The organism is Sphingomonas arantia, assembly GCF_042682045.1.
Lineage (GTDB): Bacteria > Pseudomonadota > Alphaproteobacteria > Sphingomonadales > Sphingomonadaceae > Sphingomonas_R > Sphingomonas_R arantia.
The window spans coordinates 473,164-494,729 of sequence record NZ_JBHUGS010000005.1 but is presented as its reverse complement, the minus strand read 5'-3'; the positions used below and the strand labels follow the sequence as shown (position 1 = coordinate 494,729).

The 21,566-nt window shown below is 68.0% G+C and carries 18 protein-coding genes; 14 read left to right on the top strand and 4 right to left on the bottom strand.

Translation table 11 applies throughout. The features are described 5' to 3' along the window. The first annotated feature begins 5 nt into the window (after positions 1-5). From ACFSGX_RS17390 to ACFSGX_RS17365, 6 genes are all read left to right on the top strand, one after another. The gene (locus ACFSGX_RS17390; RefSeq protein WP_380931559.1) at positions 6-2,054 is read left to right on the top strand and encodes a protein-disulfide reductase DsbD family protein; all 2,049 of its coding nucleotides are present in this window, start codon (positions 6-8) and stop codon (positions 2,052-2,054) included. Positions 2,055-2,064: 10 nt separating this feature from the next. Next, positions 2,065-2,823: an SDR family NAD(P)-dependent oxidoreductase gene (locus ACFSGX_RS17385; RefSeq protein ID WP_380931558.1), complete on the top strand. Its 759-nt coding sequence runs from the start codon at positions 2,065-2,067 to the stop codon at positions 2,821-2,823. Continuing rightward, the gene (locus tag ACFSGX_RS17380) at positions 2,820-3,017 is read left to right on the top strand and encodes a DUF5818 domain-containing protein (RefSeq protein ID WP_380931557.1); all 198 of its coding nucleotides are present in this window, start codon (positions 2,820-2,822) and stop codon (positions 3,015-3,017) included. Before ACFSGX_RS17385 ends, ACFSGX_RS17380 begins: the two co-directional genes overlap by 4 nt. Next, entirely contained in the window at positions 3,014-3,703 is a 690-nt protein-coding gene (locus ACFSGX_RS17375; RefSeq protein WP_380931556.1) for an aspartate/glutamate racemase family protein, read from the top strand. Before ACFSGX_RS17380 ends, ACFSGX_RS17375 begins: the two co-directional genes overlap by 4 nt. Before the next feature lie 418 nt (positions 3,704-4,121). Further along, the gene (locus ACFSGX_RS17370; RefSeq protein ID WP_380931555.1) at positions 4,122-4,901 is read left to right on the top strand and encodes a class II aldolase/adducin family protein; all 780 of its coding nucleotides are present in this window, start codon (positions 4,122-4,124) and stop codon (positions 4,899-4,901) included. A gap of 12 nt (positions 4,902-4,913) precedes the next feature. Further along, positions 4,914-6,959, top strand: a complete 2,046-nt coding sequence (locus tag ACFSGX_RS17365) for a 3-hydroxyacyl-CoA dehydrogenase NAD-binding domain-containing protein (protein WP_380931554.1) — start codon at positions 4,914-4,916, stop codon at positions 6,957-6,959. A gap of 188 nt (positions 6,960-7,147) precedes the next feature. Here the strand turns inward: ACFSGX_RS17365 and ACFSGX_RS17360 are convergent, their stop codons facing one another. Next, positions 7,148-7,360, bottom strand: coding sequence for a hypothetical protein (locus tag ACFSGX_RS17360; protein ID WP_380931553.1), 213 nt, complete (start codon positions 7,358-7,360; stop codon positions 7,148-7,150). Positions 7,361-7,672: 312 nt separating this feature from the next. Here ACFSGX_RS17360 and ACFSGX_RS17355 point away from each other — a divergent pair, with 312 nt between their 5' ends. The 4 genes from ACFSGX_RS17355 (at position 7,673) to ACFSGX_RS17340 (ending at position 9,251) form a co-directional block, all read left to right on the top strand. Beyond that, positions 7,673-7,825, top strand: coding sequence for a hypothetical protein (locus ACFSGX_RS17355; protein ID WP_380931552.1), 153 nt, complete (start codon positions 7,673-7,675; stop codon positions 7,823-7,825). 217 nt (positions 7,826-8,042) lie between these two features. After that, positions 8,043-8,267 carry a hypothetical protein gene (locus ACFSGX_RS17350; protein ID WP_380931551.1) on the top strand — a complete coding sequence of 75 codons (225 nt, stop codon included), beginning with the start codon at positions 8,043-8,045 and terminating at the stop codon, positions 8,265-8,267. Between the two features lie 82 nt (positions 8,268-8,349). Then, complete coding sequence (locus ACFSGX_RS17345; RefSeq protein WP_380931550.1) at positions 8,350-8,832, top strand: DUF2721 domain-containing protein; 483 nt, start codon at positions 8,350-8,352, stop codon at positions 8,830-8,832. After that, complete coding sequence (locus ACFSGX_RS17340; RefSeq protein ID WP_380931549.1) at positions 8,829-9,251, top strand: DUF4345 domain-containing protein; 423 nt, start codon at positions 8,829-8,831, stop codon at positions 9,249-9,251. The genes ACFSGX_RS17345 and ACFSGX_RS17340 overlap by 4 nt, the downstream gene beginning before the upstream one ends. Here ACFSGX_RS17340 and ACFSGX_RS17335 read toward each other — a convergent pair. Genes ACFSGX_RS17335 through ACFSGX_RS17325 form a run of 3 tightly spaced genes read right to left on the bottom strand, consistent with a single transcriptional unit; the run spans position 9,220 to position 15,246 of the window. Then, a complete protein-coding gene (locus ACFSGX_RS17335; protein WP_380931548.1) occupies positions 9,220-10,830 on the bottom strand; it encodes an efflux transporter outer membrane subunit in 1,611 nt (536 codons plus the stop codon). The two genes, ACFSGX_RS17340 and ACFSGX_RS17335, sit on opposite strands and share 32 nt — an antisense overlap. Next, positions 10,827-14,045, bottom strand: coding sequence for an efflux RND transporter permease subunit (locus tag ACFSGX_RS17330; protein ID WP_380931547.1), 3,219 nt, complete (start codon positions 14,043-14,045; stop codon positions 10,827-10,829). Before ACFSGX_RS17330 ends, ACFSGX_RS17335 begins: the two co-directional genes overlap by 4 nt. Before the next feature lie 7 nt (positions 14,046-14,052). Then, the gene (locus ACFSGX_RS17325) at positions 14,053-15,246 is read right to left on the bottom strand and encodes an efflux RND transporter periplasmic adaptor subunit (RefSeq protein ID WP_380931546.1); all 1,194 of its coding nucleotides are present in this window, start codon (positions 15,244-15,246) and stop codon (positions 14,053-14,055) included. A 417-nt stretch (positions 15,247-15,663) separates the two neighbouring features. On the opposite strand from ACFSGX_RS17325, the gene ACFSGX_RS17320 reads away from it, so the two are divergent. The 4 genes from ACFSGX_RS17320 to ACFSGX_RS17305 all read left to right on the top strand — a co-directional run bounded on the left by ACFSGX_RS17320 (position 15,664) and on the right by ACFSGX_RS17305 (position 21,534). After that, complete coding sequence (locus ACFSGX_RS17320; protein ID WP_380931545.1) at positions 15,664-17,229, top strand: peptide chain release factor 3; 1,566 nt, start codon at positions 15,664-15,666, stop codon at positions 17,227-17,229. Positions 17,230-17,639: 410 nt separating this feature from the next. Next, the gene (gene otsB / locus ACFSGX_RS17315) at positions 17,640-18,371 is read left to right on the top strand and encodes a trehalose-phosphatase (RefSeq protein ID WP_380931544.1); all 732 of its coding nucleotides are present in this window, start codon (positions 17,640-17,642) and stop codon (positions 18,369-18,371) included. After that, a complete protein-coding gene (locus tag ACFSGX_RS17310; RefSeq protein ID WP_380931543.1) occupies positions 18,368-20,164 on the top strand; it encodes a glycoside hydrolase family 15 protein in 1,797 nt (598 codons plus the stop codon). The genes otsB and ACFSGX_RS17310 overlap by 4 nt, the downstream gene beginning before the upstream one ends. Further along, positions 20,161-21,534, top strand: coding sequence for an alpha,alpha-trehalose-phosphate synthase (UDP-forming) (locus ACFSGX_RS17305; RefSeq protein ID WP_380931542.1), 1,374 nt, complete (start codon positions 20,161-20,163; stop codon positions 21,532-21,534). The genes ACFSGX_RS17310 and ACFSGX_RS17305 overlap by 4 nt, the downstream gene beginning before the upstream one ends. Positions 21,535-21,566 lie beyond the last annotated feature (32 nt).

Sequence of the window (21,566 nt, the reverse complement as noted above, 5' to 3'; positions counted from 1 at the left end):
GAATCATGACATGGCTGCTGGCGCTGATCGTGCTGCCCGGTGTCGCCAATGCGCAACTGGGGCGCACGCAGCATATCCGCGCGAGCTTGGTCGCGGAGAGTGCCACGCCGCGGGCCGGTGCGCCGGTGACGCTGGCCTTCGTCATGACGCCGGCGGCGGGCTGGCACGGATATTGGCAGAATCCGGGCGATGCGGGGGTCGAAACGCAGGCGACCTGGACGTTGCCGCGTGGGGTTTCGGCGGGGCCGATCGGCTATCCGGTGCCGCAGACGCTGATCGTCGCGGGGCTGATGAACTATGTTTACGAGGGGCGGTATGCGCAGCCGCTGACGCTCACGCTGCCAGCCGGCTTGGCGCGGGGTACGCGGTTGCCGATCAAGGTGCGGCTCGATTACCTGGCCTGCACGCGCGAGATCTGCGTGCCGGAGAAGGCGGAGTTGGCGATCGTGCTGACCGTAGGCGACGGCGCGGTGACGCCGGCGGCGCGCGCGGCGTTCGACGGATTTCGTGCCGCCTTGCCCAAGCCGCTCGGCGGGCGGGCGCGGTTCGCGGTGGCGGGCGGGCGGTTCCGGCTGGCGGTGCCGATGCCGGCGGGCGTTCGGGTCGCCGAGCCGTATTTCTTCCCGCTGACCGACGGGGTGATCGATTATGCGGCGCCCCAGCGCGTGTCGCGGCGTGGCAATGCGCTGATCGTCGAGACGGTCGCCAAGGGCGCGGCACCGCGGCGGATGGCCGGCGTGCTGCGGATCGGGCGGGGCAAGGGCCTGACGCTCGATGCGGTGCCGGGGACGGTGCCGGCGGCGGGCGTCGCGATCGGGGCGGCGGATGAAGGCGATGCGCCGGCCGGTTCGGGCGGGGCGGGGACTTTGCTCGTGGCACTGGGCGGGGCGTTGCTGGGCGGGTTGCTGCTCAACATCATGCCGTGCGTGTTCCCGATCCTGAGCCTGAAGGCGCTGAGCCTGGCGCGCGGGGGCGGCGACGAGCGCGGCGTGCGGCGCGAGGCGCTGGCCTATGCGGCGGGGGTGATCCTGGTGTGCGTGGCGCTCGGCGGCATCCTTCTGGCGTTGCGCGCCGGGGGGAGTGCGGCGGGCTGGGCGTTCCAGTTGCAGGATCCGCGCGTGATCGTGGTGCTGATGCTGCTGACCGCCGGGATCGGGTTCAACCTGGCGGGCTTGTTCGAGCTGCCGGCGATCTCCGGCGGCGGGGCGCTGGCGGGGAAGGGCGGTACGGGCGGCGCGTTCTGGACGGGGGCGCTGGCCGCGTTCGTCGCGACGCCGTGTACCGGGCCTTTCATGGGCGCAGCGCTCGGCGCGGCGCTGGTGCTGCCGACTGTCGCCGCGCTGGCCGTGTTCGCGGGGCTTGGGCTCGGCATGGCGATCCCGTTCCTGCTGCTGGGTTATGTGCCGCGGGTGCGCGCGATGCTGCCGCGGCCGGGGGCGTGGATGGACGTGATGCGGCGCGTGCTGGCGTTGCCGATGTTCGCGACCGCGCTGGGGCTGGCGTGGATCCTCGGGCGGCAGGCGGGGGTCGACGGGATGATGCTGGGGCTGGTCGCGGCGGTGATCGTCGCGATCGGGCTGTGGTGGGTCGGCGGGCGGCAGGCGGGCGGCCGGACGCACGCGTGGTGGCCGCTGGCGCCGGCGGTGGCGGCGGCCTGTGCGCTGGTCGCGGTGGTGCCGCGCGCGCCGGCGGGGGCCTCGACCGCGGTGGCCGCGGCGGACGTGAAGTCGGTGCCGTTCGATCGCGCGAAACTGGCGGCGTATCAGGCGGCGGGGACGCCGGTGTTCGTGTACTTCACCGCGGACTGGTGCCTGACGTGCAAGGTGAACGAGAAGGCGGCGATCGAGCGCGAGGCGGTGCAGACCGCGTTCGCCAAGGCCGGGATCGTGACGATGGTGGGCGACTGGACCGACGGCGACGCGGATATTTCGCGGTTCCTGGGCGAACATGGCCGATCCGGCGTTCCGCTTTACCTGTTCGCGGGCAAGGGAGCGCCGCTGAAGGTGTTGCCGCAGGTGCTCACGCCGGGAACGCTGACCGCGCTGGCGGCATGAGGAGATGACGATGGGCAGGACGGCATTGGTGACGGGCGCGACGTCCGGGTTCGGGCTGGAGATTGCGCGGCGGCTGGTGGCGGCCGGGCACCGCGTGATCGCGGCGGGGCGGCGGACCGAGCGGCTCGATGCGTTACGCGACGAGCTGGGCGCCAAGGCGATCTGTCCGTTGACGCTGGACGTGACCGATGCGGGCGCGGTGGCGGCGCTGCCGGGTGCGTTGCCGGAGGCCTGGCGTGAGGTCGACATCCTGGTGAACAATGCCGGGCTGGCGCTGGGCACGACCGCGGCGCAGGACAGCGATCTGGCGCAGTGGGAGCAGATGGTGGCGACCAACGTGCTGGGGTTGATGCGGCTGACGCATGCGATCCTGCCCGGCATGGTGGCGCGCGGGCGGGGCGACATCGTCAACCTGGGCAGCGTGGCGGCGAACTATCCCTATCCCGGCGGCAATGTGTACGGCGCGACGAAGGCGTTCGTGCAGCAGTTCACGCTGGGGCTGAAGACCGACCTGGCGGGCACGGGCGTGCGGGTAAGCGACGTGCAGCCGGGGTTGGTCGGTGGGACCGAGTTCAGCCATGTCCGGTTCGGCGGCGACGATGCGAAGGCGGCGGCGCCCTATACGGACACGACGCCGATGACCGCGGCGGACGTGGCGGAGGCGGTGCTGTGGATCATCGGGCTGCCGGCGCATGTGAACGTCAACCGGATCGAGCTGATGCCGGTGGTGCAGGGCGCGGGACCGTTCGTGGTGAAGCGCGGCGGATGATCGGCGACGCCGCCGACCTGTCCGGTACGCTGGTGCGCGACGGCGGCGGCTTTGCGCTGCAGCAGGACGGCGGCGGGCTGGTGCGGCTCGACCTGCACCGGTTGCCGGTCGACCGGGTCGAGAAGCGCGTGCGGGTGATCGGGACCTGGATCGGTGATGCACTGGTCGAGGCGGATGGGGTGTCGGCGCCATGAAGACCATTGGGCTGATCGGTGGGATGAGCTGGGAAAGCTCGGCGCATTATTATCGGATCTTGAACGAGCGGGTGCGGGCGCGGCTGGGCGGCACGCATTCCGCGCGGTGCCTGATGCTGTCGGTCGATTTTGCCGAGGTCGAGGCCGCGCAGCATCGTGGCGACTGGCCGGCGCTGGCGGAGATGATGGCGGGGGCGGCGCGCGGGCTGGAGCGCGGCGGGGCGGACTTCGTGGTGCTGTGCACGAACACGATGCACCGTGTGGCGGGGGCGATCGAGGCGGCGGTGGCGATTCCGTTGCTGCATATCGCGGACCCGACCGCGGCGGCGATCCTGGCTGCCGGATACACACGCGTCGGGTTGATCGGGACGGCGTTCACGATGGAGCAGGCCTTTTACCGCGAGCGGCTGGAAGCGCAGGGGCTGGCGGTGCTGGTGCCGGGCGCGGCGGACCGGGCGGTGGTGCATGACGTGATTTACCGCGAGCTGGTGGTGGGGGTGGTGTCGGACGCTTCGCGCGACGCGTATCGCGAAGTGATCGCGCGGCTGGTGGCCGACGGGGCGGAGGCGGTCGTGCTGGGTTGTACCGAGATCATGCTGCTGGTCGGGGCGGGGGACAGTGCGGTGCCGTTGTTCGATACGACCGAGTTGCATGCGCGCGCGGCTGTGGAGTTGGCTTTGGGGTAGAGTTTGGTTGGAAAGCTCTGCTTTGTGCCAATTCCCATTCCCAACCCCGTTTGGTTCGAGCTTGTCGAGAACTCCGCGCAGGGTTCTCGACAGGCTCGAACCGAACGGGGGTGGGGGCAGCATCCTTGAATTATGAAAGCCTTTGAGGTGATGTCGGCTTCTTGGCTTCGCTCGAAGGTTCCCTCGACTTCGCCCGGGATGGACGGGCTGTGGTGATTTGAGTGCGGCACGGTGCAGCGCGGGCCGCTGGCGTCGGCCGGTGTGCTCCAAAAAATTCTTTTCCAGGGTGACGTTGCGTCATTGAGGGTTCGGAGCCGCAAGCGACTTCCGGGGGACTGGCGCGGTTGGGCAGGGCGGCATAGCCTTCTTGGAAAGGACCGTGAGAGTCAGAACAAAGCCCGCGAGAAGGATGCAGCATATGGCGACGGCAGCGACGCAGACCCCCTCCGTTCAGGAGCAGGTTTCGCCCGAGGAATGGCGGATCCGCGTCGATCTGGCGGCGGCGTATCGGCTGGTGGCGCTGTACGGGTGGGACGACCTGATCTTCACGCATCTGTCGGCGCGGGTGCCGGGGCCGGAGCACCATTTCCTGATCAACCCGTATCAGCTGATGTTCGAGGAGATCACCGCGTCGTCGCTGGTCAAGATCGACACGAACGGGCGGCCGGTGGGTGCGACGCCGTATATGGTGAACGCGGCGGGGTTCGTGATCCATTCGGCGATCCACATGGGGCGCGAAGATGCGGCGGCGGTGCTGCATCTCCATACGCCGTACGGGCAGGCGGTGTCGGCGATGGACGAGGGGTTGCTGCCCCATACGCAGACCGCGATGATCGCGGGGAGCGACATCGCCTATCACGACTATGAGGGTATCGCGACGGAGCTGGAGGAGCGCGAGCGGCTGGTGGCGGACCTGGGGCAGCGGCACGTCATGCTGCTGCGCAATCATGGGACGTTGACGGTGGGGGAGAGCGTGGCGCAGGCGTTCCTGCGGATGTATTTCCTGGAACGGGCGTGCGAGGCGCAGGTCCATATGCTGTCCGCCGGGCGCGCCGCGCTGCTCAACCCGCCGCAGGGCACGCCCGAAAAGGTGCGCGGGCAATCGAGCGGGCCGGGGATGCAGATGCTGGCGGACATGCTTGCGTGGCCGGCGCTGCTGCGCAAGCTGGACCGGATCGATCCGGGGTATCGCGACTAGGAGACGACGTTCATGGCGACTGCCCCGATCACGACCCACCGCGATGGCGACATATTGGTCATCACGTCGAACAACCCGCCGGTCAACGCGCTCAGCGCCGCGGTGCGGACCGGGCTGATGGCGGCGGTGCTGGAGGGCGCGGCGGACGCGGACGTGCGCGCGATGGTGCTGCGCTGCGCGGGGCGGACATTCTTTGCGGGTGCGGACATCACCGAGTTCGGGCAGCCGCCGGTGTTCCCGCTGCTGCCCGAACTGGTCGAGGTGATCGAGGGGAGCCCGAAGCCGATCGTGGCGGCGATCCACGGGACGGCGCTGGGCGGCGGGCTGGAGGTGGCGCTGGCGTGCCATTACCGGATCGCGGCGGAGGGCGCGAAGCTCGGGCTGCCGGAGGTGCAGCTGGGGCTGTTGCCCGGCGCGGGCGGGACGCAGCGCCTGCCGCGGCTGGTGGGGGTGAGCGAGGCACTGACGATGATCGTCGGCGGGAGTCCGATTTCGGCCGGGCGGGCGTCGGAGATCGGGTTGGTCGATCGGGTTGTCGGGGCGGATGCGCTGGAGGCGGATGCGGTCGCTTTTGCGCGCGAGATCGTCGGGAAGCCGTTGCCGCGGGCGTCGGAGCGCGGCGAGCGGATCGCGGAGGCGGTGCGCGATCCGGCGGTGTTCGACCGGTTCCGGCAGGCGCATGGCCGGCTGCTGAAGGGGCTGCGCGCACCGGAGGCATGCATCGCGGCGGTGCAGGCGGCGGTGGAGCTGCCGTTCGCGGATGGCCTCCTGCGCGAGCGGGCGTTGTTCCAGGACCTGCTTGCCGGGGACGAATCGAAGGCGCAGCGCCATTATTTCTTTGCGGAGCGGGCGGCGGGGAAGATCGCCGGGCTGGACGCGGCGGTCGTGCCGCGGGCGATCGAGCGGGTCGGGATCGTCGGCGCCGGCACGATGGGCGGCGGGATCGCGATGAACTTCCTGTCCGCCGGGATCCCGGTGACGCTGGTCGAGCGCGAGCAGGCGGTGCTGGACCGCGGCGTCGCAACGATCGGCAGCAATTATGCGCGCAACGTCCAGTCCGGGCGGATGACGGAAGACGCGGCGGGGGCGGCGATGGCGTTGTTGCGACCGACGCTGACGCTGGCGGAGCTTCCCGACAGCGATCTGGTGATCGAGGCGGTGTTCGAGGATCTGGCGGTCAAGACGGCGTTGTTCGCCGAACTGGACCGGATCGTGCGGCCGGGGGCGATCCTGGCGAGCAATACGAGCTACCTCGATATCGATACGATCGCGGCGGCGACCGGGCGGCCGGAGGCGGTGCTGGGGCTGCATTTCTTTTCGCCCGCCAACATCATGCGGTTGCTGGAGGTCGTGCGTGGTGCCGCGACCGCACCGGACGTGCTGGCGACCGCGATGGCGCTGGCCAAGCGGATCGGCAAGATCGCGGTGGTGGCTCGGACGTGCGACGGGTTCATCGGCAACCGCATGCTTAAACCGCGGCAGGAGGCGGCGAACCGGCTGGTGCTGGAAGGGGCCAGGCCGTGGGACGTGGACCGCGTGCTGACCGCGTTCGGATTTCCGATGGGGCCGTTCCAGATGGCGGACCTGGCCGGGCTCGACCTGGGTTGGGATGCCGCGACGTCGCAGGGCGCGACGCTGCGCGAGGCGATGTGCGAGGCGGGGCGGCGCGGGCAGAAGAACGGGCGCGGCTTCTACGATTATGACGCCGAGCGGCGCGGCACGCCGTCGGCGGACGCGGAGGCGATCATTGCAGGCTTCGTCGCCAAGAGCGGGACCGCGCAGCGTGCGGTCGACGATGCGGAGATGCTGGAACGGCTGCTGTACCCGATGGTGAACGAGGGCGCGCGGATCGTCGAGGAGGGCGTGGCGCAGCGGGCGTCCGACATCGATGTGGTATGGATCAACGGCTATGGCTGGCCGATCGGGACGGGCGGGCCGATGTTCTGGGCCGATATGATCGGGCTGGGCACGGTGGTGGCGGGGCTGGAGCGGCAGGGTGTCGCGGTTGCGCCGTTGTTGCGGCGGTTGGCCGCGGAAGGCGCTCGTTTGACGGGGTGAGGTGGCCGGACCCGCAGCGATGCGCCGACTCCGGACTGTGGATCGGACGTCGGGCCGATCGCGATGCTGCTTTCGAGTCCAAGTTTAGCAACAGTTTCGAACAGGAAATGGGTGAGCGAAGGCAACTGCGGTCCGGACCTGTCTCGATCCGGCCCAGATCGGCCGGTCATGCCGGCCGAGGTCGTCGATCAGCGGCGCTTCTGGCGGATGACGGTGTCGATCAGGCGCTCCAGCTTCATGCGGCCCACCTGATCGCGCAGGTCGGCGATCTCGTATTCCATGCGGCGCAGCCGGGCGGGCGGTGCGGCTTCGTCGAGCCGGGCGAGATTGTTCAGTTCCGCGGTACTGAAAATGCCGACCACGGTCGGGTGACCGGGTTTTGTCGGGATCGCGTTCGCCAATGCCGGTGTCGCGAACATGATTGTTGTCAGAAGTAATTTCAACATTGTCTTCCCCCCTCGGGAACAAATTCGTTTGTCCTGTGTGCGGTTACGCCGGGGGTATTAGAAAGGCGTTAATCGCAAGGCGGGCCGCCAGTTTCGTTATGGCGCGCGACAGGCCGGTCGATTGACGGACCACGCGTTTTGCCGTTCGCGACACACTCCAAAACTAATGTTCGGATTCTACTATTATCCGATTGAACCCGTTGCAGTTTTATGTCCATATGCCGTTCAAGTCGCTGCAAAGACGGCGTTTAGAGGATGCGAGTGAACGTGGCACAGGCACAGACGGATTTTCGTGTTGGTACCTCCGGCACGACGGCGGGCGACCGGCCGAGCGACATGTTCCAGGGTCTTGCCCTGGCGACAATTTTTTCGGTCGTCCTGTGGAGCGTGCTGATTTTGATGGTCCTGCACTACGCCTGACGGTCGATTCGGACGCTGCCGATGCGGCCGCGTTCTTTTCAGCTTCGCCCACCGGACAATGGGTAGACCTGCCGAACACCCTCCGTCGTTTGATCCCAGCCCATCGGCATCGTGAGCCAACAGGCATTTAATCAGACTAATAGCTGATTGAACTCTCCACGAAGTTCAGTGCATATTTATCAGTATTGGCCGTCCGGGGGGGCGTTCGAGGTACCTGATGAAGTTGACTGAAACGAACGTTCGCGATGGATTCGACGCGAGCCATACAGAGCTATCGCGCAATTTGTTCGAGGACCTGGCCCGGGAAGTCGGTGTCGAGGTCGAACAGGATGAACCTTACAGCGATGCCCCGAGTAAAGTCTTTCGTGGACTGGCGTTCGCGATGGTCGTGTCGGCCATCCTTTGGCTGGCGGTGATCGCGGTGGTCCTCACCGTCCTCTGAACTGCGAGTCGCAGCATCCGGCAAGCCGATGCGACCCCATTTCGCTTGACGCGGCGCGGGCAGACCCGTCATCCCAACATCTATGATCGTCCCAACAGCCGCCGCGGAACTCGCCCATACGATCCAGATGGCGACCGCACCGGTCTTCCTGCTGACCGGGATCGGCGCGTTCCTGAACGTGATGGTCGGGCGGTTGGCGCGCGTCGTGGACCGGGCGCGTGCGCTCGAAACGCGCTTCACGCCGGTCGGCCATGCGGATCATGATCGGCAGGTGTGGGAACTGCGGCTGCTCGACCGGCGGATGCGGGTGGTAAGCCGGGCGATCTCGCTCTGTACCGCCAGCGCGGCGCTGATCTGCGGCGTGGTCGCCGGACTGTTCCTGGCGCGGCTGGTCGGGCTTGGCTTCTCCAATACCATGGCGATCATATTTGCCGCCGCCATGCTGATGCTGATCGGCGGGCTGACGATGTTCCTGTTCGAGGTGCATCTGTCGATGAAGAGCATCAAGATCCGCCACGAACTGCTCGAACATGGCCAGGGCCGCGGCGTGCGGTGGTGGCGATGACGCCTGCGACCGAGCGCCGGCTGTTGCAGGCGGTGGCCGCGCTGGCGTGCCTCGTCCCGCTGACCGTCGGTGGGGAGAGCGTGCTGCGTGGTGTCGTATATCTGAAGGGCGCGCCGATCCCGGTGCCGCCCGATCTGGACAGCCATTTCCGCTATGTGTCGGGGATCTTTCTGGGGCTGGGCTTCGGCTTTGCCTATGCGATTGCGGCGATCGAGCGGCGGACGGCGATCTTCCGGATGCTCGGGCTGATGGTCGTGCTCGGCGGGCTGGCGCGGCTGCTGTCGCTGGTCGAGGTGGGGGTACCGTCGAACGGGCATCTGTTCGGGTTGTGCATGGAACTGGGCGTCGTGCCGCTGCTGATGCTGTGGCAGACGCGGGTGGCGCGGATCAGCGGGTTGGGGTCTGGTCCGCTTCGCTGACGGGTGAGCGCATGACGGCGGCGGCGGCGGGGTCGCCCGCGATCTGCGCGTCGCCGCCGAGCACGCGGTAGAGCGTCACGAGATTGTCGGCGCGGGTCAGGCGAGTCGTCACGAGCTGCTGCTGCGCGTTGTAGAGCGTGCGTTGCGCGTCGAGGCTGTTGAGGAAAGTGCCGATCCCGCCGCGATAGGAGCGTTCGGTGAGGTAGTAATTGTCCTGCGCCGCGGCGGTCAGCTCGCGCCGCGCGGCCAGTTCGCGGTCGATCGTCCCGCGGCGGGCGAGTGCGTCGGACACTTCGCGGAACGCGGTCTGGATCGTCTGTTCGTAGGTGGCGAGCGCGACCTGCTGCTGCGCGCGGGCATAGGCCAGGTTGCCGCGGTTGGCGCCACCGTCGAAGATCGGCAGCGAGACGGTGGGCGACGCGCTCCAGTTGAACGCGCCGCCGCTGAACAGCGAACCGAGCGCGCCGCTGGCGAGGCCGGCGAGGCTCGTCAGGCTGATCGTCGGGAAGAAGGCGGCGCGGGCGGCCCCGATCCGCGCGTTGGTGGCGCGCAGGTCGAACTCGGACTGCACGACGTCGGGGCGGCGCAGGAGGATGTCGGAGTTCAGCCCGGCCGGGATCTCCGCCAGCAGGCCGTCGACGCTTTCGATCGAGGCGGGGAGCAGCGTGGGATCGACCGGAGCACCGACGAGCAGGGTGAGCGCGTTGACGTCCTGCGCCAGCGAGGTGGTGAGCGTCGCGGTGTCGGCGCGGGCGGTGAGCAGGACCGTTTCGGCCTGGCGCAGGTCGGTGCGCGGCGCGATGCCGCCCTGCAGCCGGGCGCGGGTGAGCGTGACCGAGCGCGCGGCGCTGGCCTCCGTCGCGCGGGCGATCGCGAGCTGGCTGCGGTCCGACGCGTAGGTAAGGTAGGCGCTTGCCACTTCCGCGACGAGCGAAAGGCGGGTGGCGCGGGCGGCGGCCTCGGTGCTGAAATAGGTGGCGAGCGCGGCGCGGCTTTGCGAGCGGATGCGGCCGAACAGATCGACCTCGAACGCGCTGACGCCGACGTTGATCGAATATTGATCGTAGAACCCGCCGCCGCCGCCGGTCGAGATGATCCCGCCGTTGCCCGTGCCGGTGCCGCCGGTCCCGGTGCCGATACCGCCGGTCCCGGTGCCGGTGTCGATCCCCGTTCCGATGCCACCGGTTCCGGTGCCGACATTACCCGTACCGGTGTTGACGTTGCCGGCGCCGTTGGAGCCCTGGTCGCCGAGCTGGACCCGGCCGGTGCCGTTGACCTGCGGGAAGAGCGACGACCGTTCGACGCGGTAGAGTGCGCGGGCCGACGCGACGTTGCCGGCCGCGATGCGCAGGTCGCGGTTGTTGATGAGCGCCTGGGCGATGACCGTCTGCAGCTTCGGATCGCGGAAGATGTCGGTGTAGGACAGAGTCGGCAGTGTCGCCTCGGTCCGGCGCAGATAGGCGTCGCCGAGCGGCCAGCTGGTGGTGACCGGCGGGGTGGTGCGTTCGTAGCGCGGTTCGAGGCTGCATCCGCCAAGCAGCAGGACGGCGAACGGCAGGAGGGCGGCGTTACGGGTCATGCGGGCTCCGGTTTCGCGGGCGGCGGCGCGCTTCGGTCGGTCGCGTCCTTGTCGTCCTTGTCGTTCGCGCGCGCGGGGGCACCGTGCTGCGGGCCCTTGAACACGCGGCGGACCAGCACGAAGAACAACGGCACGAAGAAGATCGCCAGGATCGTCGCGGTGAGCATGCCGCCGATCACTGCGGTGCCGATCGCGACGCGGCTCTGCGCGCCGGCCCCGGTGCTGATCGCCAGCGGCAGCACGCCGAAGATGAAGGCGAGGCTGGTCATCAGGATGGGGCGGAGGCGCAGGCGGGCGGCCTCGATCGCCGCGTCGAACGGCGACTTGCCGGCGCGTTCGGCCTGTTCGGCGAATTCGACGATCAGGATCGCGTTCTTGGCGGACAGGCCCATGGTGGTCAGCAGGCCGACCTGGAAATAGACGTCGTTCTCCAGCCCGCGCAGCGCCACCGCGATGACCGCGCCGACCAGCCCGAGCGGGATGACGAGCAGCACCGAGAAGGGGATCGACCAGCTTTCGTACAAGGCGGCGAGGCAGAGGAAGATGACGAGGATCGACAGGCCGTAGAGCAAAGGCGCCTGACCCGACGAGAGCCGTTCCTGATAGGACAGCCCGGACCAAGCGACCGAAGTGCCGGGCAGTTTCGCCGCGATTGCGGTCATCCGCTCCATCGCCTCGCCAGACGATTTGCCGGGCGCGGCCTGGCCCTGGATTTCATAGGCGGGCAGGCCGCTGAACCGGACGAGCGTGGTCGGGGCCTGCGACCAGCTGGTCGTCGCGAACGCGGAGAACGGCGCCATCTGGCCGCTCTCGGTGCGGACGAACCAGTCGTTGAGGTCGCTCGGCGAGGCGCGGTAGGGTGCGTCGCCCTGGACATAGACGCGCTTCACCCGGCCGCGATCGACGAAGTCGTTGACGTAGACGCCGCCCCACGCCGCGCTGAGCGTGTTGTCGACGGTAGCCTGGGCGATGCCGAGCGCACCGACCTTCGCCTGATCGACATTGACCTGAAGCGTGGGCACGTCCTCCAGCCCGCCGGGGCGAACCGCGGCGAGATCCGGATCGGCCGCGGCGTCGGCGAGCAGCTTGTCGCGCAGCGTCTTGAACTGCGCCTGCGGCATGCCGGATGCGTTCTGCAGTTCCATGGTGAAGCCGTTGGACTGGCCAAGACCCTGGACCGACGGCGGGGTGAGCGCCACGAACTGCACGTCGCGGACCAGCGGCGAGACGCTCTTGGTCGCGCGTTCGGTGATCGCCTTGGCGGCGTTTTCCTTGCCCTTGCGCTCGTCCCACGGCGCCAGCTGGACGAAGCCCTGACCGACATTCTGGCCGGACCCGCCGAAGCGGAAGCCGGAGATGGTGAAGATACCGGCGATATTGGCCTTCTCCGACCCCAGGAAATAATCCTCGATCGACTTGGCGGCGGCCAGTGTGCGGGGCTGCGTCGCGCCGGGCGGCAGCGTGTACTGGATGATCGCGGAACCCTGATCCTCGGTCGGCAGGAAGCCCTGCGGCAATTGCAGGAACATCAGGATCAGTACGGCGACGATGCCGGCGAAGGCGAGCATCGCGATCCAGGCGCGCGCGATCATCGCCTTCACACCGTCGACGTAGCGCTTGGTGGTGCGGTCGAACATGCGGTTGAACCAGTCCGCGAACTTGGCGAACCAGCCGGCGACGCGGTTGCGCGGCTTCTCGTCCGTCTCGTCGCGGCGCTTGAGCAGCGCGGCGGTGAGTGCGGGGGTGAGGACGAGCGCGACCACGACCGAGAGGACCATGGAGGAGATGATCGTGATCGAGAACTGCCGGTAGATGACGCCGGTCGAGCCGCCGAAGAATGCCATCGGCATGAACACGGCGGAAAGGACGAGCGCGATGCCGATCAGCGCGGTCTGGATTTCGGACATCGACTTGATCGTCGCATCGCGCGGCGAGATGTCGGGTTCCTCGTCCATCACGCGTTCGACATTCTCGACCACGACGATCGCGTCGTCGACGAGCAGGCCGATCGACAGCACCAAGCCGAACAGGGTGAGCGTGTTGATTGAATATCCGAACAGCGCGATCACGCCGAACGTGCCGAGGAGTACGACGGGCACCGCGATCGTCGGGATCAGCGTAGCGCGCCAGTTCTGCAGGAACACGAACATGACGATGATGACGAGGATGATCGCCTCAATCAGCGTCTTGACGACCTCTTCCACCGACAGCTTGATGAAGTCGGTGCTGTCGCGCGGGAAGGTGAAGCGGAACCCGTCCGGGAATGCTTTCGACTGGCGCGTGACCTCCGCCTTCACCAGTTCGGCGGTCTTGAGCGCGTCTGCGCCGGGTGCGAGCTGGATCGAGATGCCGGAAGCGGGGTGGCGGTTGAACCGGCTGAGCGCGTTGTAGTTTTCCTGGCCCAACTCGACGCGGGCGACGTTGGACAGCAGCACCTTCGAACCGTCGGTCTGCGTCTTGACGATGATGTTGCGGAACTGTTCGGGCGTGGTCAGCCGCGTCTTGGCGGTAACGGTGGCGTTCAGCATCTGCGTGACCGGGGAGGGCGACGCGCCGATCTGGCCGGCGGCGACCTGCGCGTTCTGCGCCTCGATCGCGGCGGTGACGTCCGACGGCATCAACGCGTAGGAGTTGAGCCGGTAGGGATCGAGCCAGATCCGCATCGCATATTGCGCGCCGAACACGTTGGTCGCGCCGACGCCGGGGATACGGCCGATCGGATCCTGAAGATTGGCGACGAGATAGTCGGAGATGTCACCGTTCGTCCGGCGGTCGGTCTCGTCATAGATTGCGGCGAGCAGCAGGAAATCGCTGTTCGACTTGGTGACGGACAGCCCCTGTTGCTGCACCTGTTGGGGCAGGCGGGGGAGCGCCTGCTGGACCTTGTTCTGGACCTGGACCTGCGCGATGTCGGGATCGGTCCCCTTTTCGAACGTGACGGAGATCGTCACCTGGCCTTCGGAACTGGACGTCGACTGGAAATAGATCAGCCCGTCGATACCGGTCAGCTGCTGTTCGACGATCTGCGTGACGCTCGATTCGAGGATGTCCGCGGATGCGCCCGGATAGTTGGCGCGAATGCTGACCTGCGGTGGGGCGACGTCGGGATATTGCTCGATCGGCAGCGTCAGGATCGCGCCGACGCCCGCCAGCATGATGACGATGGCGATGACCCAGGCAAAGATCGGGCGATCGATGAAGACGCGGCTGATCATGAGGCGGTCAGTTGCCCTTGGGCTGCGCGGCACCCGCGGGGGCGGCCTGGGCACGGGGCTTCGAACCCGCGGGCACGGGCCGCACGGTCTGGTTCGGCTTCAGCTTGGCGAGCCCTTCAGTGATGACGCGGTCGCCGGGCTTCAGCCCGCCGGTGACGAGCCAGTTGCTGCCGACGGTGCGGTTCGTCTGCACGACGCGCATCACGGCCTTGTTGTTCGGGCCGACGATGAAGGCGGTCGCCTGACCCTTCGGATCGCGCGCGATGCCGGCCTGCGGTACGAGGATCGCGTTGGTGTCGCTGCTTTGTGCCAGGATCGCGCGGACATACATGCCGGGCAGCAGGAGCCCGTCCGGATTGGGGAAGCGAGCGCGCAGCGTGACGGTGCCGGTGTTCTGGTCGACCGTGACCTCCGCGAACTGGACGGTGCCGGTGCGGCCGTAGTCGCTGCCGTCTTCCAGCTTCAGTCGGACGGTGCCGCTGGTCGGCACGACGCCGCCGGACGCCAGCGCGCGGCGGAGCGTGAGCAGTTCGGCGGACGATTGCTGGATATCGACGAAGATCGGGTCGAGCCGCTGGATGGTGGTGAGCGGATCGGCCTGGCTGGCGGTGACCAGCGCGCCGGTGGTGAACAGCGAGCGCCCGATGCGGCCGGTGATCGGCGCGGGCACGCGGGTGAAGGCCAGGTTGATCTGCGCTGTGTCCAACTGCGCGCGGTTCTGCGCGATGGTGGCGCGGGCCTGCGCGGCGGTGGCGGCGGCGTCGGTATAGTCCTGCTGCGCCACGGCCTCAATCTGCGCCAGCGGGCGGAGGCGGTCGGCCCGGACGCGGGCGGCGGTTTCGGCGGCGCGCGCGCTGGCGACGTTGGCCTGCGCCTCCGCAGCGGTCGCTCGATAAAGCCGCGGGTCGATCTGGTACAGCGTCTGCCCTTCGCGGACGATCGTGCCCTCGGTGAACAGCCGCGCCTTGATGATGCCCGACACCTGCGGCCGGACCTCCGACGTTTCATAGGCCGCCGTGCGGCCCGCGAGCTCCGCGACCAGCGGGACGCTTTGTGTGCGCACCGTCACGAAACCGACTTCGGGGATGGGCGGCGGGCCCTTCTTCTCATCTTCCTTCGCGCCGCATCCGGACAAGGCCAGGATGACGAGCAGGCGGAAGGGAAGGGACCCGGCAAGGCCCCCGGCGCGCGAAACTTTCATGGTGGTCAGCATGGGTTTCCGCGCGATCCCGGTCAATCAGAGTATGGTTTCAATGCTGACACAATCGACGCGCCGCCGGATCCGGTCGTGCGCGCTGGGACGTGACGGCATGAGCTACGGATATGGCACCCATACGGGTTGCGGGTTGGTGAAAACTAGGCGGGCCGGCGCTATCGCGGACGAACCGCGACCACAACCGGCCCGCAAGAAAACGGGCCGCGCTCCGGGGGGGGGAGGATGCGCGGCCCGCGATCTATATCCGTTCCGAGGGGGGGTCGGAAGGGACATGGTGCGAAGCGCATGAAAGCGGTTCGGGTTCCGGGCTTCGTGCGTTTTTTAACGATCCGCCATGCTCGCCTTTGGACGCGGCAGGCTGTACCGCATCCGGCATCCCCGATTTCTGCTGGACCATGACGCATGAACGACCGTCCGACCGGACGCCCCGACCGCCGGACCTTCGCGATCATCTCGCATCCCGACGCCGGCAAGACGACGCTGACCGAGAAGCTGCTGATCGCGGGTGGCGCCATCCACCTGGCGGGCGAGGTAAAGGCGCGCGGCCAGACGCGGCGCGCGCGGTCCGACTGGATGAAGATCGAGCAGCAGCGCGGGATTTCGGTCACGTCGTCGGTCATGACGTTCGAATATGACGGGTTGACGTTCAACCTGCTCGATACGCCGGGGCACGAGGATTTCAGCGAGGACACGTACCGCACGCTGACCGCGGTCGACAGCGCGGTGATGGTGATCGATGCGGCGCGCGGGATCGAGGCGCAGACGCGCAAGCTGTTCGAGGTGTGCCGGCTGCGGTCCGTTCCGATCATCACCTTCGTGAACAAGGTGGACCGCGAAGGGCGGTCGCCGTTCGACCTGATGGACGAAATCGCCGACCAACTCGCGCTCGACGTCGCGCCAATGATGTGGCCGGCCGGCCTGGGTGGCGAGTTCGAGGGGTTATACGATGTCGCGGGGCAGCGGATGCTGTTGCCCGAGGGGCGGGTAGAGTCGGTCGACGGGCTGGACGATCCGAAGCTCGACACGATGCTGTCGGAGCGGGCGGCGGCGCGGTTGCGCGAGGAGGTCGAGCTGGGCGTCGGGGGCTATGCCGCGTTCGACCGGGCGAAGTATCTGAGCGGTGACATGACGCCGGTCTATTTCGGGTCGGCCCTGCGCGATTTCGGCGTGCCGGAGCTGATCCACGCATTGCGCGATCTGGCGCCGAGCCCGCGGCCGCAGCCCGCGGACCCGGCGCCGATCAGCCCGGACCAGGACGGCGTGACCGGATTCGTGTTCAAGGTGCAGGCCAACATGAACCCCCAGCACCGCGACCGCGTGGCGTTCATGCGGCTGTGTTCGGGCAAGTTCCGGCGCGGCATGAAGCTGAACCAGTCGGGCACGGGCAAGGCGATCGCGGTGCATTCGCCGATCCTGTTCTTCGCGCAGAGCCGCGAAGTGGCGGACGAGGCGTGGCCGGGCGACATCATCGGCATTCCCAACCACGGCACGCTGCGGGTGGGCGACTCGCTGGCCGAGGGGACGCCGGTGGTGTTCACCGGGCTACCGAACTTCGCGCCGGAGATCCTGCGCCGCGTGCAGCTCGTCGATCCGACGAAGACGAAGCAGTTGCGGAAAGCGCTCGACGACCTGTCCGAGGAGGGGGTGGTGCAGGTGTTCCACCCGGCGATCGGATCGCAGATGATCGTCGGCGTGGTCGGGCAGCTGCAGTTGGAGGTGCTGATCAGCCGGCTGGAGCATGAGTACAAGGTCGACGCCCGGCTGGAGCCCTCGCCCTGGGACACCGCGCGCTGGATCGCGACCGACGCGGCGCCCGACATGGCGGCGTTCCAGTCGCAGCATCGCAGCGCGATGGCGACCGACCGCGACGGGCAGCCGGTGTTCCTGGCGAAGGATCTGTGGGATCTGAACTTCGTAAGCGGGCGGTCGCCGACGGTGCGGTTCTCGGCGACGAAGGAGCGGGTGTAGGTCGGGCGGATCGGTTGTAGGCCGGATCGATGTTCAATCGGAAAGCTTGCGTACCCCCGCGCAGGCGGGGCCCCAGTGCCACAAGCGGTATCGCTCGTGGCGCTGGACCCCCGCATGCGCGGGGGTACGGTTGGGATCCGGGGCGGTCTTTGAGCGCTTCGGCCCGGACTCCATGAGCGCAGCGGCTATGGATACTGACTACCGATCCGGCCTAAACCCCAACCCTGCATGCCGAGCGCAGCCGAGGCGCTGTTGCTCGTCTCGGCTTCGCTCGACGGGGTCCCTCGACTTCGCTCGGGATGGGCGGTTCTTGTTGAGAGGTTGCTCGGGTCATCGCGCCTAAAGCAGCACCTGCGCGGATTTTGCTGCACTGCAACGGAACAATCCACGATGCCAGCGTTCCTCCTCCCATGAACGACCCGCTTCCCCCGCCGCCCGCCGATCTGATCGACGGGGCCAGCCTGTATCTCGATTTCGACGGGACGCTGGTGGAGATCGCCGACACGCCCGACGCGGTGGTGGTGGAGCCGCTGGTGCCGGATCTGCTCGCGACGCTGACGGAGCGGCTGGACGGGCGGCTGGCGCTGATCAGCGGGCGGGCGATCGACGGGCTGGCGGCGATGGTTCCGGTGCCGGGCCTGCCGATCAGCGGAAGCCACGGCGTCGAGACGCGCTGGGCCGATGGGCGGCGCGAAGGGCCGGACCGGGCCGACGGTCTGGACGCGGCGATCGCGGAGATGACGGCGTTTGCGGCCAAGCGGCAGGGTGTGCTGGTCGAGGAGAAGCCGTTCGGCGTGGCGCTGCATTATCGCGGCGATCCGGGGGCGGAGACCGACGCGCATGCGCTGGTCGCCGGGCTGGCCGAGCGGACCGGGCTCGACGTGCAGACCGGCAAGATGGTCGTCGAACTGCGCCCCGCGGGCGTCGATAAGGGGCATGCGCTCCGCCGGTTGCATGCCGCGAACCCCTTTGCCGGGCACGATCCGATCTTCGTGGGCGACGACGATACGGACGAGGCGGCTTTCGTGGCGGCGACGGCGCTGGGCGGATGCGGTATCCTCGTGGGGCCGGCGCGGGCGACCGCCGCGCGGTACCGGCTGGACGATGTGACGGCGGTGCGCCGCTGGCTAAAGGGAGCATGATGACCGAACCGAAGACCAACCTGGACCTGTGGCCGATCGGCAATTGCCAGGTGTCCGCCCTGATCGACGATCGCGGGCGGTTCGTGTGGGGATGCGTGCCGCGGGTCGACGGCGATCCCTTGTTCAGCACGCTGATCGGCGGCGACGAGGCCGAGCGCGGGTTCTGGGCGATCGACCTGGAAGGCGTCGTGAAGACCAGCCAGGAATATCTCCGCAACACGCCGGTGTTGGTGACGCGCCACGAGGATGCGGACGGCAACGCGATCGAGGTCGTCGATTTCTGCCCGCGGTTCGAACAGGTCGGGCGGACCTATCGCCCGGTCGCCTATGCGCGCGTCGTGCGGCCGGTGGCGGGGGTGCCGCGGATCCGGATCCGGCTGCGCCCGACGCATGACTGGACGACGCAGGCGGTCGAGACGACGAGCGGATCGCATCATGTCCGCTATCTGCTCAACCCGCTGACGATGCGGCTGTCGACCACCGCGCCGGTCGGGCGGATCGAGGCGGAGACGGTGTTCCGGTGCGAACGGCCGCTGCATTTCTTCCTGGGGCCGGACGAGAGTTTCTCGGGCGATATCGGTGCCACGGTCGACCAGATGCTCGACCGCACGATCGCCGAATGGCAGGGCTGGGTGCGCGGACTGGCAACGCCGGTCGAGTGGCAGGACGCGGTCATCCGCTCCGCCATCACGCTGAAGCTGTGCCAGCATGAGGAGACCGGCGCGATCGTCGCGGCGCTGACCACGTCGGTGCCCGAACATGCCGGGTCGGAACGCAACTGGGACTATCGCTACTGCTGGGTGCGCGACGCTTATTATACGGTGCAGGCGCTCAACCGGCTTGGCGCGCTCGACGTGCTGGAGGCGTATCTCGAATATCTCCGCAACATCGTCGGCGAGGCGGAGGGCGGCCATATCCAGCCGCTGTACGGCGTGCTGGGTGAGGCGAAGCTGGAGGAACGGCTGGCGCCCGGCCTGCCCGGCTATCGCGGGATGGGACCGGTGCGGGTCGGCAACCAGGCCTATGAACAGATCCAGCACGACGCATACGGCCAGATCGTGCTGTGCAACGTGCAGGCGTTCGTCGACCGGCGGCTGTTCCGGATGGCGGGGATCGCCGATTTCCGCGCGCTGGAAAAGGTGGGCGAGCGCGCGTGGAAGTTCCACGACCAGCCCGACGCCGGCCTGTGGGAACTGCGCACGCGGCAGTCGGTCCATACCTATTCCGCCGCGATGTGCTGGGCCGCGTGCGACCGGCTGGCCAATGCGGCCGCGGCGCTCGAGCTGGAGGACCGCCGGCAGTTCTGGCAGGACCGCGCCGACACCATCCGCGCGACGATCATGGATTCGGCATGGCGCGAGGAGACGCAGCGGCTGTCGGCCACTTTCTCGGGCGATGATCTGGACGCGAGCCTGATCCAGCTGCTCGACCTGCGGTTCCTGCGGCCGGACGATCCGCGCTTCCTGTCGACGCTGAAGGCGGTCGAGGCGGGCCTGCGGCGCGGCAGCCATATGCTGCGTTACGACAGCGAGGACGATTTCGGGCTGCCCGAGACGGCGTTCAACGTCTGTACCTTCTGGCTGATCGAGGCGCTGCATTTCACGGGGCGCGAGACGGATGCCCGTGCGTTGTTCGACGAGATGCTGGCGCGCCGGACGGGGGCCGGGCTGCTGTCCGAGGATATCGATCCGGTCAGCGGCGAGCTGTGGGGGAATTACCCGCAGACCTATTCGCTGGTCGGGCTGATCAACTGCGCCGTCCTGTTGTCGAAACCATGGAGTGCTGTGCGATGAGCCGGCTGGTCGTCATTTCGAACCGCGTTGCGGCCCCGACCGGGTCGCATTCTGGCGCGCAGGGTGGCCTGGCGGTCGCGTTGCAGGCCGCTTTGCTGGAACATGGCGGGGTGTGGTTCGGCTGGTCGGGCGAGCGGACCGACGAGTATACCGGCGAGATCAACTATACCGAGGGGTTCGGCGTCACGACGGCCACGATCGACCTGGAGGACCAGGATATCGAGGAATATTATGACGGTTACGCCAACCGGACGTTGTGGCCGCTGTTCCATTACCGGATCGACCTGGCGGAATATGAGCGCGGGTTCGCCGACGGGTATCAGCGCACGAACGAGCGGTTCGCGGACAGCGTCCGGCCGCTGATCGGCGAGGGAGACGCCGTCTGGATCCAGGATTATCACATGATCCCGCTGGGCCAGGAATTGCGCAAGCGGGGGGTGACGAACCGGATGGGGTTCTTCCTGCACATCCCGTGGCCGCCGCGCCGGTTGCTGTCGACGTTGCCGCATGCCGCCGAACTGGCGACGACGCTGTTCGCATACGACGTCGTCGGGTTCCACACGCGCGAATGGCTGGAGAGCTTCCAGGATTTCGCGACGAAGGAACTGGGCGCGACGCTGGGCGAGGGGGGCGTGCTGACGCTGGGCGACCGGACGGTGACCGCGATCGCGTGCCCGATCGGGATCGACACGACCGAGTTCGTCGAGGCATCGCGCGGCGTGAACGCGCGGCTGGCGTATCGCCGTATGCGCGACAGTGCCGACGGGCGCGACATGATCGTGGGCGTCGACCGGCTGGATTATTCCAAGGGGCTGGAGGAGCGGTTCCTCGGCTACGAGCGGTTCCTGGAAGAGCATCCCGACCAGCGGAAAGAAGTGTTCCTGCTGCAGATCGCACCGCCGAGCCGGGCGAGCGTCGAGAGCTACCGCAAGATCCGCAGCACGCTGGACGCGATGTCCGGGCGGATCAACGGGGCGTTCGCCGATACCGACTGGGTGCCGATCCGCTATGTGAACCAGGGCTATCCGCGCGACGTGCTGGCCGGCATCTACCGCGCCGCGAAGATCGGGCTGGTCACCCCGCTGCGCGACGGGATGAACCTGGTGGCGAAGGAATATGTCGCCGCGCAGGACCCGGAGGACCCGGGCGTGCTGATTCTGTCGCGCTTCGCGGGGGCCGCGGAACAACTGACCCAGGCGGTGCTGATCAATCCGTACAGCGCGGAGGAGATGGCCGACGCGATCTCGATGGCGCTGGCGATGCCGAAAGCCGAGCGGATCGAGCGGTGGCGCGCGCTGATGGACAATATCGAGCAGGAGGACGTGCTGTGGTGGCGCGACCGGTTCGCGGCTGCGCTGATGGCGGCTTGAGGGGCTGATGCGCGGCTGATCCGAACCTCAGT